The organism is Rhizobium pantanalense (assembly GCF_030182525.1).
Taxonomy (GTDB): domain Bacteria; phylum Pseudomonadota; class Alphaproteobacteria; order Rhizobiales; family Rhizobiaceae; genus Rhizobium.
Window position 1 is genome coordinate 414,409 of sequence record NZ_JAQJCH010000006.1, and the last position, 13,999, is coordinate 428,407.

The following is a 13,999-nucleotide window of genomic DNA, read 5'->3' on the forward strand; positions in this document are numbered from 1 at the left end:
CGAGGGGAGAAGGAGGGTCGCTATAAACGCCGATCCCGGCAAAAAGCACTTTGCCGGGAAGACCAGACTTCCGCCTTCAAAGGAAGTTGCATAACCCTAAACGCGATGGCTTTGCTGAAATGGGAGCACCTGAAGCGCTTCTCCCTTCCCCCCTTGGGGAGAAGGTGCCCGAAGGGCGGATGAGGGGCGTTTAGCCACAGAAATTCCCTATTTAACCTGCGTCCCCAAGCAGTGATATGATCTGACGCCCATCGACAGCAAGCGTTTTACCAAGGCTCACCGCCTTGCCGTCTTCCATCCTGACCTTGCCTTCCGCCACTAGCCGCAGCGATTGCGGGTAAAGCTGATGCTCGACCGTGAGCACGCGGGCGGCAAGGCTGTCGGCGGTATCGTCGGTCAAGACAGGCACGGCAGCCTGGCCGACGACAGGACCTTCGTCCATGCCTTCGGTGACGAAATGCACGGTGCAGCCGGCGATACGCATGCCGGCTTCGATGGCGCGCTGATGCGTGTGCAGGCCGGGGAAAAGCGGCAGCAGGGAGGGATGGATGTTGATGATCCGGCCTTTGTAGGCCTGGATGAAGCGGCCGGAGAGCAGCCGCATATAGCCGGCAAGGCAGATGATATCGGGCGACAGGGCTTCAAGCTGCGCAAGGATCGCCTCTTCATGGGCTTCCTTGCTGGCAAATTCCTTGCGGACGAAAGCGAAGGTCGCAATGCCTTCAGCTGCAGCCCTTGCCAGCCCGCCGGCATCCGCCTTGTCGGAAATGACGCCAACGATCTCGGCCGGGTAGTCCGCTGCCTTCGTGGCCTTCAGAAGAGCCAGCATGTTGGAGCCGCCGCCCGAAATGAAGACGACGACGCGTTTACGCGGCGTGGTCATAGAGCGAGCGTGCCCTTATAGACGGTGCCGGAAGCGCCTTCTTCGCGCGCGACCATGCGGCCGAGCGTAACGACGGCTTCGCCTTCGGCCTCAAGCACGGCCTTCACGGCATCGACATTTTCCTGAGCGACGACCACGATCATGCCGATGCCGCAGTTGAAGGTGCGCAGCATTTCCTTGGCCTCGACGCCGCCCGTCTTGGCAAGCCACGAGAAGACTGGCGGGATCTTGACGGCGGCAAGATCGATTTCCGCAGCCAGATGCTTCGGCAGGACGCGCGGAATATTCTCCGGAAAGCCGCCGCCGGTGATGTGGGCGAGCGCCTTGAGGGCATGGGTTTCGCGGATAGCTTTCAGCAGAGGCTTCACATAGATGCGCGTCGGCGTCAGCAGAGCTTCCCCGAGCGCCTTGCCTTCGGCGAAGGGGGCCGGCGCATCCCAGCCGAGGCCGGAAAGCTCGACGATCTTGCGCACCAGCGAGAAGCCGTTGGAGTGAACGCCTGACGATGCCAAGCCGAGAATGATGTCGCCTTCGGCAATATCGCCAGACGGCAGCAGCTGGCCGCGCTCGGCGGCACCGACGGCAAAGCCCGCCAGATCGTAATCGCCGTGGGAATACATGCCCGGCATTTCCGCGGTCTCGCCGCCGATCAGCGCACAGCCTGCATCACGGCAGCCGGCAGCAATGCCGCCAACGATCGCCGCGCCCTGGTCGGGGTCGAGCTTGCCGGTGGCGAAATAGTCGAGGAAGAAGAGGGGCTCCGCGCCCTGGACGACCAGATCGTTCACGCACATGGCAACGAGGTCGATACCGACGGTGTCATGATAGTTGGCATCGATTGCGATCTTGAGCTTGGTGCCGACGCCGTCATTGGCGGCAACCAGAACCGGATCGGTGAAGCCGGCGGCCTTGAGGTCGAAGAGGCCGCCAAAGCCGCCGATCTCGCCATCGGCACCCGGCCGGCGTGTCGAACGGACCGCAGGCTTAATCTTTTCGACGAGCAGGTTGCCGGCATCGATATCGACGCCGGCGTCGCTATAGGTCAGACCGTTTTTTCCAGACTGGCTCATGCTTCCGCCTCCGATGGCCGCCCATCCATTATGACAGGGCTTTGATCGGCTCGCCATTGCATGATAGGGGCCGTTATGCAAGGCGCAAGCGCCGCAACACTCCTGATTTTCCCCGCTTCCCATTGCTCAAAGTAGATTTCCGGCCGCAGGCTTGACCATAATTGCGGCATCATCCTATGTCCTAAGCACACGGCAAACGGGCGCGAAGTAACGGGGAAGATGATGGAGCAAAAGGTCAGCGGGGCGAGCCTCAAGCGTCAAGTCACCTTCTGGGTGATCGTGCTCGTCGTCTTCATCGCCTTTATTTATATCTTCAGCACGATCCTGCTGCCGTTCATCGCCGGCATGGCGGTAGCCTATTTCCTCGATCCGGTCGCCGACCGGCTGGAGCGGATCGGCCTCAGCCGCCTGATGGCGACGGTGGTGATCCTCGTTTCCTTCATACTGATCTTCGCGCTGGCGCTGACGATCTTCATCCCGATCATCATCAATCAGTTCAACGATTTCATTCAGCACATTCCGACCTATGTGCAACAGATACAGCAGCTGATCGCCAAGGCGCAGACGATGGTGTTGCCGGATTGGATTCGCAATCAGCTCGGCGCGATCAAAGACAATTTCTCCAGCATCATGTCCGAAGGTTTGAGCTTCGTCGGTGGCCTGTTCGCGCAGCTGTGGAGCTCCGGCAAGGCGCTGGTCAACATCATCTCGCTGATGGTCGTGACCCCCGTCGTCGCCTTCTATATGCTGCTCGACTGGGATCGGATGGTCGCCAAGGTAGACGACTGGATCCCGCGCGATCATGTTGCCACCGTTCGCCAAATCGCTCGCGAGATCGATCAGGCGATCGCCGGCTTCATCCGGGGGCAGGGCTCGCTCTGCATCATTCTCGGTGTCTATTACGGCGTCGGTCTCTCGCTGGTCGGCCTGAACTTCGGCCTGCTGATCGGCCTTTTTGCCGGTATGATCAGCTTTATTCCCTATGTCGGCTCGATGGTCGGCCTTGTTCTGGCCGTTGGCGTCGCGCTCGTTCAGTTCTGGCCGGATTATCTCTGGGTCGGCCTGACGCTCGTCGTCTTCTTCACCGGCCAATTCCTGGAAGGCAATGTGCTGCAGCCGAAGCTTGTCGGCGAAAGCGTCGGCCTGCATCCGGTCTGGCTGATGTTCGCCCTTTTTGCCTTCGGCGCGCTTTTCGGCTTCGTCGGGCTGCTGATAGCGGTCCCGGCCGCTGCCGCCTGCGGTGTTCTTGTCCGTTTCGCCCTTTCGCGCTACCTTCAGAGCGATCTCTATTACGGACGCTCGGAAGCGGGCAAGGCGCGCAGAGCCAAGGCCGGCAAGACCGAGAATAGCTAGACATGACCGACGCAAAGAACGCTGATCTAAGGCGGAAGGCCGCCGAGCAGCTGCCCTTGGCCTTTACGCATGATCCCGCAACCGGGCGCGACGATCTGCTCGTCGCCGATCCCTTGCACGCGGCAGTGAGGATCGTTGATTCCTGGCCGCACTGGCCGTCGCCGGTCGTCATTCTCGCGGGTCCGGTCGGTTCGGGCAAATCGCATCTTGCGAACATCTGGGCCGAGCGCTGCGGGGCAGTCCACATTCATCCCGCTGCAGGTTCCGATGCCGCAGTCGTAGCGGCGAACGGCCCCGTCATTTTCGAAGATGTGGATCGCCTCGGTTTTGACGACACCGAACTCTTTCATGTCATCAACAGCGTCCGCGAAAATGGGCATAGTCTGTTGATGACGAGCAGGCTTTGGCCGATGTCCTGGCCCGTGACGCTGCCCGATTTGCGCTCACGCTTGAAAGCGGCAACGGTGGTTGAAATCGGCGAGCCGGACGAAGAATTGCTGTCGCAGGTGATCGTCAAACTCTTCGCCGACCGTCAGCTTTATATCGATGACAAACTCGTCCTCTATATCGTCAATCGCATGGAGCGTTCTCTGAACGCCGCACAGCTGATCGTCGACAGGCTAGACCGGCTGGCATTGGCGCGAGGAACAAGGATCACGCGCCTGTTGGCCGCCGAGGTCTTGAACGAACTGGGTAGCTCCGCTCAGCCGGATTGAGTTGAGGTCGGCTGTCACAGTTCCGTCGTCAAACTGATATACGTGGCACAGGATTGGAAAGAGGGTAGGTGGAACATGGACTCGGCACTCACGGAACATCAGGACGCCAACCAGGAGGCTCCAGAGGCAGCACCTCCGGTCAGCGAATTGCTGACCAGCCCCGAGCGCTTCATCAACCGCGAATTTTCCTGGCTGCAGTTTAACCGCCGAGTCCTTGAAGAGACGCTGAACACCGCCCATCCGCTGCTGGAACGCGTCCGCTTCCTCTCGATTTCCGCCGCCAACCTCGATGAGTTCTTCATGGTACGCGTCGCCGGCCTCGAAGGCCAGGTCCGCCAGAAGATTCTCGTGCGCACCCCGGATGGCAAGACGCCGGCCGAGCAGCTCGACGATATCCTGCGTGAGATCGACAATCTGCAGATGGAGCAGCAGGCTTCGCTCGCCGTCCTGCAGCAATATCTCGCCAAGGAAGATATTCTGATCGTCCGTCCGGCTGCCCTTTCTGATGCCGATCGCCAGTGGCTCCATGGCGAGTTCGAGCAGGCGATCTTCCCCGTCCTGACGCCGCTCTCCATCGATCCGGCCCATCCGTTCCCGTTCATTCCGAACCTTGGCTTCTCGATTGCGCTGCAGCTGAAGAGTATGAACGGCCGCGAGCCGATGACGGCGCTGCTGCGCCTGCCGCCGGCGCTCGACCGTTTTGTGCGCCTGCCGGACGCCAGCAACGTCATCCGCTACATCACGCTCGAAGATGTGGTGAACATCTTCATCCACCGGCTCTATCCCGGCTATGAGGTGCAAGGTTCCGGTACGTTCCGCATCATTCGAGACAGCGATATCGAAGTCGAGGAAGAGGCCGAAGATCTGGTGCGCTTCTTCGAAACCGCACTGAAGCGCCGCCGCCGTGGTTCCGTAATCCGCATCGAGACCGACTCCGAAATGCCGCTCGAGCTCCGCCAGTTTGTGGTGGAATCGCTGAACGTTCCGGGAAACCGCATCGCGGTTCTGCCCGGCCTTCTCGCGCTCAACACGCTCTCCGAAATCTGCAAGGCGCCGCGCGACGATCTGCGCTTCGAGCCCTACAATGCCCGATTTCCTGAGCGCGTCCGCGAACATGCCGGCGATTGCTTCGCCGCAATCCGTGAAAAGGACATGGTCGTCCACCATCCCTATGAATCCTTCGACGTGGTGGTCCAGTTTCTTCTCCAGGCTGCTAGGGATCCTGATGTTCTGGCGATAAAGCAGACGCTTTACCGGACGTCGAACGACAGCCCCATCGTCCGCGCGCTGATCGATGCAGCCGACCTCGGCAAATCGGTTACGGCGCTGGTGGAACTGAAGGCCCGCTTCGACGAAGAAGCCAACATCCGCTGGGCGCGCGATCTGGAGCGGGCCGGCGTGCAGGTCGTCTTTGGCTTCATCGAGCTCAAGACGCATTCGAAGATGTCCATGGTCGTGCGCCGCGAAGACGGCAAGCTGCGCACCTATTGCCATCTCGGTACCGGCAACTACCATCCGGTCACCGCCAAGATCTATACTGACCTCTCCTACTTCACCTGCGATCCGACGATCGCTCACGACATGGCGAATATCTTCAACTTCATCACTGGTTACGGTGAGCCGGAACAGGGCATGAAGATTGCGGTTTCGCCCTATACGCTGCGTCCGCGCATCCTCCAGCATATCGAAGGCGAGATCGAACACGCCAGGAACGGCCGTCCGGCGGCGATCTGGATGAAGATGAATTCGCTCGTCGATCCCGAGATTATCGACGCGCTTTATCGCGCCAGCAACGCCGGTGTCGATATCGAACTTGTCGTGCGCGGCATCTGCTGCCTGCGTCCGCAGATCCCCGGCCTTTCGGAAAGAATCCGCGTCAAGTCGATCGTCGGCCGCTTCCTCGAGCACAGCCGTATATTCTGCTTTGGCGACGGTCACGGCTTGCCGTCGGACAAGGCGCTCGTCTATATCGGCTCTGCCGACATGATGCCGCGCAATCTCGATCGCCGCGTCGAAACGCTTGTGCCGCTTACCAACAAGACCGTGCATGAACAGGTGCTTTCACAGATCATGCTGGGCAATATCATTGACAATCAGCAAAGCTACGAGATATTGCCGGACGGGACTTCACGGCGCATGGAAGTGCGTCAGGGAAAAGAGCCATTCAATGCACAGCAGTATTTCATGACCAATCCCAGCCTGTCCGGCCGTGGTGAAGCCTTGAAATCCAGCGCACCGAAACTCATCGCTGGGCTGCTGTCGGGCCGCAACAAATAAATTGGACCTGCATGGTTGAATCAGAAGCCCAGGGGCGTCTTCCGGGCATCGCCCCTGTCTCCGTTGTCGATATCGGGTCGAATTCGGTCCGTCTTGTCGTCTATGAAGGCCATTCGCGGTCGCCGACCATCCTCTTCAACGAAAAAGTGCTATGCGGCCTGGGCAAGGGCATAGCACTGACAGGAAAGATGGATGAGGAAAGCGTGGCGCGGGCGCTTGCCGCGCTGCATCGCTTCAAAGCACTCTCCGACCAGGCGCGTGCCGCCACCATCTACGTCCTGGCAACGGCCGCGGCGCGCGAAGCCAGCAACGGTCCGCAGTTCATCCATCAGGCAGAAGCCATCCTCCAGCGCAAGGTGCGGGTGCTTTCGGGCGAAGAGGAAGCACGGTTTTCTGCGCTCGGGATTATCAGCGGGTTTTACCACCCCGACGGCATTGCCGGAGATCTTGGTGGCGGCTCGCTCGAGCTGATCGACATCAAGGATCGGGAGATCGGCAAGGGCATCACGCTGCCGCTCGGCGGCCTTCGCCTGTCGGAATATGCCGGCGGCTCGATCGATAAGGCGCGCAGTTTCGCGCGCAAGCATGTGAAGACGGCGAAACTATTGAGCAAGGGCGAGGGGCGTACCTTCTATGCCGTCGGCGGCACATGGCGAAGCGTCGCCAAGCTGCACATGGAAATCCGCAAATATCCGCTGCATATGATGCAGGGCTATGAAGTGCCGCTCGACGAGATGCTGCGCTTCCTGGACCAGATCGTCGAATCAAAGGATTCGAAGGATCCGGCATTTCAGGCGGTGTCCAAGCATCGCCGTTCGTTGCTGCCTTTCGGCGCGGTCGCGATGCGGGAGGTGCTGACGGCCATGAAGCCGTCTGTCATCTCCTTCTCCGCTCAGGGCGTGCGTGAAGGTTATCTCTATTCGCTGCTGACGGAGGCGGAGCGCAACAGCGATCCGCTGCTCACCGCAGCCGGTGAACTTGCCATCCTGCGTGCGCGTTCGCCGGAGCATGCCCGCGAGCTTGCCGATTGGACCGGGCGGATGATGCCCTTCTTCGGGATCACCGAGACCGAGGAAGAGAGCCGCTATCGCCAGGCAGCCTGCCTGCTTGCCGATATCAGCTGGCGTGCCCATCCGGATTATCGCGGCCTGCAGGCGCTGAACATCATCGCCCATACGTCCTTCGTGGGTATCACCCATGCCGGCCGCGCCTTCATCGCGCTTGCCAACTACTATCGCTTCGAGGGCTTGAACGACGACGGAGCGACCGAGCCGCTGGCGAAGATCGCTACGCCGCTTTACATCGAGCGGGCCAAGCTGCTCGGCGGCCTGCTGCGGGTCGTCTACCTGTTCTCGGCATCGATGCCCGGTATCGTCCGCAATCTGTCGTTCCGCCGTTCGACGAACCCGGATCTCGATCTCGAATTCGTCGTTCCGGCCGAGTATCACGATTTTGCCGGCGAGAGGCTGGATGGGCGCCTGCAGCAGCTCGGCAAGCTCACCAACCGCCGCCTGGCCTTCAGCTTCGAATGAAGAACAACCTTCTCCCCAGCGGGGAGAAGGTCGCGCGCAGCGCGGGTTGAGGGGGCGCTCGCGATAGGACTTGTTTCGGCTCCTATGAGAAAGCCATTCCCCCCTCATCCGCCCTTTGGGCACCTTCTCCCCGAGGGGAGAAGGGAATTTTCTTACTTCGCGTTCAGGAAATCACCCACTTCAAGAAGGCTGAATTCATTGTCGTCAGCCTTGTCGACGGCACGGCCTGCCGAGAAGGGCAGGTTGTTGTCGTTGCCGATGATGATGTGCGTGGCATCGACGCGGTCGACATTCTCAATGGTGACGAAGGGCATGTCGTAAAAGCCTTCGCCGCCGCCCTGGCGGCGCTTGTGGTCCGAATCTTCGATGTGCAGCAGGTCGATATAGCCGATCTTGCGGACGGCCTTGCCGACATTGGCGTCGCTGAACTCGATCTTGTAGACGCGCTTCAGCTCAGCCGGCGCCTCGAAGCAATCCGGCTTCGGCTGCTTGGGATCGGCGCAAGCCTTGTCCTTCGTGCCGGCGCCATTGTCGCGTTCGATGACCAGGGCTGTCGTTTCATCGAGCATGTTGAAATCGCCGATCGAGGCGCCCTTGTCAGCGAATGGATAGAGCCAGCTACGGCCGGTCCAGCTCTTCGAGGCGATGTCGAATTCGATGACACGGATGGCCGTCTTGCCATCGACGCTCTCCATCTGACCATCATCCTTGTAGATGGGGCCTTCAAGCAGACCGTAGAGCTTGGAGCCGTCCTTCGACATGGCAAGGCCCTCGAAGCCGCCGGAGCGCTTCAGGTTGAAGGCCGGCATCTTCTGTGTGGGGTTGCCGGGCAGCTGGATCAGCGGATTGTCGGGCGACATGACCGGCTTGCCCTCGAGCGTCGTTGCGAAGACGTCGGTCAGTTGGCCATCCGTGTCGAATTTCAGCAGGTAGGGACCGAACTCATCGCCGATCCAGAAGCCGTCGGCAACCGGCTGAATCGATTCGATGTCGAAGTCGGCGCCCGTCAGGTAGCGCTTGTCGGCGCCTTCCATGATGATCGGGAAGGGGGCCTTCTTGTTGGGATCGGACAGGAACAGGTTCTTGACGACCTCGACCTTGCCGCTATCCCAGTCGAACTTCAGCTGGTGCAGGAAAAGCATCGCGTCGGAGGAATTCTGCTTAGAGCCGAAACCGTTGTCGGAGAGCGTCCAGAAGGTGCCGTCGGGCATGGTCTTGATGCCGGAAAAGCCTTGGATCGGCTGGCCGGCGAAGGGCAGCTTCAGGTCGGTGACGCGGGCGCCGTCCTTGCCCGGCACGGTGCCGAGAGCGTCCGTGCGCTTGCGATCGGGCGTGGTGAACTTACCTGATGTTTTCAGGAAATCGGGTGCATCGGTGGGGCCGGCAGTGATGGTGTTGGCCGGCAGGATCGCCTGGCCGACAAGCTTTGCCTTGAATTGCTGCTCGTCTGCCTGCGCCGAGGCGGCAAGCAGAATGAAGAGGGCCGTGGAAGCAGAAAGGATTCGGGTCATCATGTCACCTTGTGGTGGGGAGTGGCGAAACAACTCCGCTTAACAGGCGACCTACGTCTGCCAATTAACGCTTAGGTGAAGATTTGGTGACTGTGGACAACCCATAGGCTGTGAAGCTTAGGCGTGCGTCAGTGCTGAACTGCAGCGCAAAACTCGTATTGTTCACGATCTGCCGTGAACGGTCTTCAACGCCTGCCGGTCCTGCGTATGAAGGGCTATGACGCCGAGGTGCTGATCGCGGCCGCGGACGGCATGTTCGCCGAGCTCTTCCTTGATGATCCCGTCGGGAAGCTCCACCCGTCTGGCAAGATCACTGGAAATCAGCACCTGGCGCTCCAGCGTTTTGCAAAGAGATTCCAGCCGTGCGGTCGTATTCACGGTGTCGCCGAAATAGGCGATCTTGTGGTGGTCGACGCCGATTTCGGCTGTCACCACACTGCCGCCATGCAGAGCGGCTCGCAAACGCGGCACCCTGCCGTAGGATTTCAGCCACGTCTCGGCACTCTTTTCGATATCGTCGAGGATGTTGAAGACGCAGCGCACGCAATTGGCATTCTTGACGCCCCGTTGCAGCGGCCAGGTGATGATGGCGGCATCGCCGATATAGTCGTCGATCGCGCCCTTATGCCGGCGAACGGGCTCAGCCATGGCACTAAACACCGCGCCCAGGAATTCCTGCGTTTTCAGGTCGCCATGTTCCTCGGCGAAAGCCGTCGAGCCAACGAGATCGATGAAAAGGAAGACGCGCTCCTCCTGCACGGGATTGCGGTACCGGCCGGTCAACAGGCTGGAGAAGACGTCGCGCCCGAGCAATTCCCGCACGCGGCCAATGAAAATGACGATGGCGGTCACGACGACGGCGTAGAGATAGACATCTATCTTCAGCAGTGTGAGATCTTCCCAGGAGCCATCGACGGCCCCCAGCAGCTTCATGATACTGCCGGCCATGGCGTAGCCGGCGCTCATCAGCAGGAAATCGACCACCAGGGCCGAAAGGATGAAGGCCGGCGTCGGCAGTCTATGCATCCAGTTGTTCAGCTGCGGCAGGATCATACGGCGTTCGAACACCAGCAGTGGCATGCCGCAGAACAGCGCGAAGACTGCACCGATGTACATCGGCGCCTGTGGGAAGAATAGCTTGCCGTAGATGACGCCCGTCGAAGCGAGGAACAGCGATGTCAGGATCCAGTTGCGCATCGAATGGAGGATGCCCATTCACTTTTCCGCCGAGAAGCGACGCCTGTCATCGACGCGGGATTGCGTCGGCAAACTGGAACGTCATCGAATAGAACGATTACACAAGACGTTCATTCCACGAGATTTGCGGCGCAATCGTGATGGCGGTCCACATCTCGATGCGCGAATCATACGCCATCGCAAGACGCCGGAAAAGGAGAACGTCGCAGTTAGAGGGCGACGGTCTCGATCCGCTTGCCGACGAAGCGCAGGGCCACCTGACCCTGGATCAGCTGCAGGGCAGTTTCGCCGAAAAGATCTCGACGCCAGCCAGTCAGAGCGGCGACATCGGCCTTCTCGCCCTCGGCGGCGATCTTGTCGAGATCGTCGCTATTGGCGATGACCTTCGGCGCAACACCATGCTTTTCCGCAATCAGCTTCAAAAGGACCTTCAACAGTTCGGAAGCCGCTGCCGTGCCCTCGGGAGCCTGCTGGTGGCGCGGCGGATGCGGCATTTCGGCCTTCGGCAGCGCCAGCGCTGCATTGATCGCTTCAAGCACCGCCGTACCGGCGGCCGAGCGCTCCCAGCCCTTGGGGATGGTGCGCAGCCGCGCCAGCGCTTCGGTGTCCTTCGGCTGCTGCTGCGCGATCTCATAGATCGCATCGTCCTTCAGCACCCGGGCGCGCGGGACGTTGCGGGCACGTGCCTCGCGTTCGCGCCATGCGGCCACGAATTTGAGGACGGCCAGTTCCTGCGGTTTGCGCAGTCGCATCTTCAGCCGCTGCCAAGCATCGTCGGGATGCAGGTCATAGGTCTCGCGCGCCTCCAGGATCGCCATCTCCTCCTGCAGCCAGGATGCGCGCCCTTCGCGCTGCAATTGCTCCTTGAGCGAGAGATAGACGTCGCGCAGATGGGTCACGTCGGCGAGTGCATAGTCGAGCTGCTTTTCCGAGAGCGGCCGCCGGCTCCAGTCGGTAAAGCGCGAGGATTTGTCGATATGGACGTTCTTGATGCGGCTGACGAGCTGGTCGTAGGAAACGGAATCGCCGAAGCCGCAGACCATCGCCGCAACTTGCGTATCGAAGATCGGATGCGGAATGAGATTGCCGCGATGGAAAATGATTTCGATATCCTGGCGCGCAGCATGAAACACCTTCAAAACCGACGGGTTGGCCATCAGTTCGAAGAAGGGTGCCAGATCCAGCCCCTTGGCTAGCGGGTCCACCAGCACTTCCGTGGTGGGGCTTGCCATCTGTATCAAACACAGTTCCGGCCAGAAGGTCGTTTCTCGCAGGAATTCCGTATCGATGGTAATGAATTCCGACTTGGCCAGCTCTTGGCAGGCCGCCTCCAATTGGGCGGTAGTTTCGATCATATCAACACATTCAATGGTAAAATACTTTCTTAACTTCCTTCTCCTTTCAGTCGGATATGTCAATACTTTCGCGGATAAAGCTCTTGCCGCATTTCGCTTTTCGCTGAAATTGCCTGGGACTGCGGCAGCTTCCATTGAAACCGCATGCGCTTGAGTGGCTTGCGATCGGCTAGGCCACGCGCACGTAACTCGTCATGCCGGTCTTTTGATGTTCGATGATATGGCAATGCAGGAGCCAGTCGCCGGGATTATCGGCAACGAAGGCAAGCTGCACCTTTTCATCCGGCTGGATCAGATAGGTATCGGAGACGAAGGGCAGCACTTGCCTGGTCGAAGAGGAGAGAACCGTAAAGCTCATTCCGTGCAGGTGAATCGGATGACTGTGCGGCGTGACGTTTTCCATGTCGATGACATAGCTCTTGCCGAGCTTGAGTTCGGCAAGCGGCGCTGTGGGGTCGGGGGTATCGCCCGGCCACGGCACCTTGTTGATCGCCCAGAAGCTGTAGCCGAGCGAGCCGCAAATGCTGTTATCGGCTGTGTTCTCCGCCGTCGAGCTGAGAATCAGCGGAATATGGGTGGCGGAACCGAGGTCTGCCTTCCGCACAGGATTGTCTTCGAGCGGCGCCAGATCGCGGACATCGCGCTTCAGAGAGCTGCCGACCGCCCGCAGCGTTGCCAGCACCTTCGGTTTGGTGCCCTTGATATCCTCGAGCTTGACGACAGCGCCTTCGCTGTCGGGCATACGCACCGCAAGCTCCAGCCGCTGCCCCGGTCCGAGCTGCAGGAGATCGAGCGGAAAGCGCTGCGGCACGGGATTGCCGTCGATCGCGATCACAGTCGCCTCGGCGCCGTCCATGCGGAAGGAATAGATGCGCGTGACATCTGTAATGGCAATGCGCAGCCTCACTAGCCCGCCGGAAGGCGCGTCATATTGTGGCTCCTGCTGCCAGTTTGCGGTCCGCACCGTGCCGTAGGTGCCGGATTTCGCGGCATCGCGAGGCTTGAATTGGGCGATGAACTGACCGTCGCTGCCGAGCCGCCAGTCGCGCAGATTGAGTACCACTTCCGAATCGAAGGCGGGATCCTTGGGGTTCTCGACCACGATGACGCCGGTCATGCCATGGCCCATCTGTTCCAGCGTATTGCAATGCGGATGATACCAGAAGGTGCCGGCATCGGGGGGAGTGAAGGCGTAATCGAAATGATCGCCGGTGTAGACATAGGGCTGGGTGAGGAACGGCACGCCGTCCATAGTGTTCGGAAGGCGGATGCCATGCCAATGAATGGTCGTCGGATCGTCTATGCCGTTGATCAGTCGCGCGGCGAAGGGTTCACCCTTCTTCATCCGCACGATCGGTGGCATGCCGGCGTCCCCATAGGTGAGCACGCTCTTGGTCGTGCCGCTATCGGTAAGATTGGCCTCGATCTTGGCTGTCCTCAGCGTGAGTGGCTCGGCCGCCGCCGCCTTGCCCGCGAACTTGTCCGCAATGCCGAGGCCGACGCCATAAGCACCGGCAACAGCTGAAGCTTTCAGAAGATTGCGGCGGGTAAGGATCGGCATGTCATGCTCCGGAGGCGAAGATATATGGCTGTCTGTTTAAAGTTGACCGCGATGTTCAGCAATAGCATCGAGGTAGCCAAACTGCCGCAGAGGCTACTTGCGGATGCTGTCCTGGGTAGCGACCGATTCTCGTTGAAGTAGATGTTGTTTAACATGTACACTTTCTAGACGGTAACTAGGAGAGCTCATGCGCCGCGACGTTCCAGATCGGTTGCGTTATTTCGCCAAAGCGATGCGCAGTGATGCCACCAAGGCTGAAAACATGCTTTGGCAGGCCTTGCGTCGAAGCCAGCTTGAGGGATTCAAATTCAAGCGACAGGTTCCGATCGATGGTTATATTCTCGATTTCGTATGTTTCGAGGCGCGGTTGATTGTCGAGGTCGATGGTGCGCAACATGCCGAAAGCATCGGGGATCTAGCCAGAGACGCACATTTCACGAAGCAGGGCTTTCGTACATTGCGGGTCTGGAACCACGAGGTCACGACGAATGTCGAGGGAGTTTGTTTGACAATTCTCCTGGAATTGAAAAATAGCGGAGAATGA

General features: G+C 59.8%; 11 protein-coding genes. 5 read left to right on the plus strand and 6 right to left on the minus strand.

Annotation, left to right across the window (positions count from 1 at the left end; translation table 11 throughout):
* Positions 1-211: 211 nt before the first annotated feature.
* The gene (gene purN / locus PH558_RS17965; protein WP_285205811.1) at positions 212-883 is read right to left on the minus strand and encodes a phosphoribosylglycinamide formyltransferase; all 672 of its coding nucleotides are present in this window, start codon (positions 881-883) and stop codon (positions 212-214) included.
* Entirely contained in the window at positions 880-1,953 is a 1,074-nt protein-coding gene (purM, locus tag PH558_RS17970) for a phosphoribosylformylglycinamidine cyclo-ligase (protein ID WP_285205812.1), read from the minus strand. The genes purN and purM overlap by 4 nt, the downstream gene beginning before the upstream one ends.
* Before the next feature lie 222 nt (positions 1,954-2,175).
* On the opposite strand from purM, the gene PH558_RS17975 reads away from it, so the two are divergent.
* The 4 genes from PH558_RS17975 to ppx all read left to right on the plus strand — a co-directional run bounded on the left by PH558_RS17975 (position 2,176) and on the right by ppx (position 7,831).
* Positions 2,176-3,306 (plus strand): AI-2E family transporter, encoded by a 1,131-nt coding sequence (locus PH558_RS17975; protein WP_350223814.1) that lies wholly within the window; start codon positions 2,176-2,178, stop codon positions 3,304-3,306.
* Between the two features lie 2 nt (positions 3,307-3,308).
* Positions 3,309-4,022, plus strand: coding sequence for a DnaA regulatory inactivator HdaA (hdaA, locus tag PH558_RS17980; RefSeq protein WP_285205814.1), 714 nt, complete (start codon positions 3,309-3,311; stop codon positions 4,020-4,022).
* 75 nt (positions 4,023-4,097) lie between these two features.
* Positions 4,098-6,299, plus strand: coding sequence for an RNA degradosome polyphosphate kinase (locus tag PH558_RS17985; protein WP_285205815.1), 2,202 nt, complete (start codon positions 4,098-4,100; stop codon positions 6,297-6,299).
* An 11-nt stretch (positions 6,300-6,310) separates the two neighbouring features.
* Positions 6,311-7,831, plus strand: coding sequence for an exopolyphosphatase (ppx, locus tag PH558_RS17990; RefSeq protein ID WP_285205816.1), 1,521 nt, complete (start codon positions 6,311-6,313; stop codon positions 7,829-7,831).
* A gap of 152 nt (positions 7,832-7,983) precedes the next feature.
* On the opposite strand, the gene PH558_RS17995 is transcribed toward ppx, so the two are convergent.
* The 4 genes from PH558_RS17995 to PH558_RS18010 form a co-directional block, all read right to left on the minus strand.
* Complete coding sequence (locus tag PH558_RS17995) at positions 7,984-9,342, minus strand: esterase-like activity of phytase family protein (protein ID WP_285205817.1); 1,359 nt, start codon at positions 9,340-9,342, stop codon at positions 7,984-7,986.
* A 162-nt stretch (positions 9,343-9,504) separates the two neighbouring features.
* Positions 9,505-10,557 (minus strand): adenylate/guanylate cyclase domain-containing protein, encoded by a 1,053-nt coding sequence (locus PH558_RS18000; RefSeq protein ID WP_285205818.1) that lies wholly within the window; start codon positions 10,555-10,557, stop codon positions 9,505-9,507.
* 191 nt (positions 10,558-10,748) lie between these two features.
* The gene (rnd, locus tag PH558_RS18005; RefSeq protein WP_113329047.1) at positions 10,749-11,894 is read right to left on the minus strand and encodes a ribonuclease D; all 1,146 of its coding nucleotides are present in this window, start codon (positions 11,892-11,894) and stop codon (positions 10,749-10,751) included.
* 169 nt (positions 11,895-12,063) lie between these two features.
* Complete coding sequence (locus PH558_RS18010) at positions 12,064-13,455, minus strand: multicopper oxidase family protein (protein ID WP_285205819.1); 1,392 nt, start codon at positions 13,453-13,455, stop codon at positions 12,064-12,066.
* Positions 13,456-13,642: 187 nt separating this feature from the next.
* Between PH558_RS18010 and PH558_RS18015 the strand changes: the two genes are divergently transcribed.
* A complete protein-coding gene (locus tag PH558_RS18015) occupies positions 13,643-13,999 on the plus strand; it encodes an endonuclease domain-containing protein (RefSeq protein ID WP_095434441.1) in 357 nt (118 codons plus the stop codon).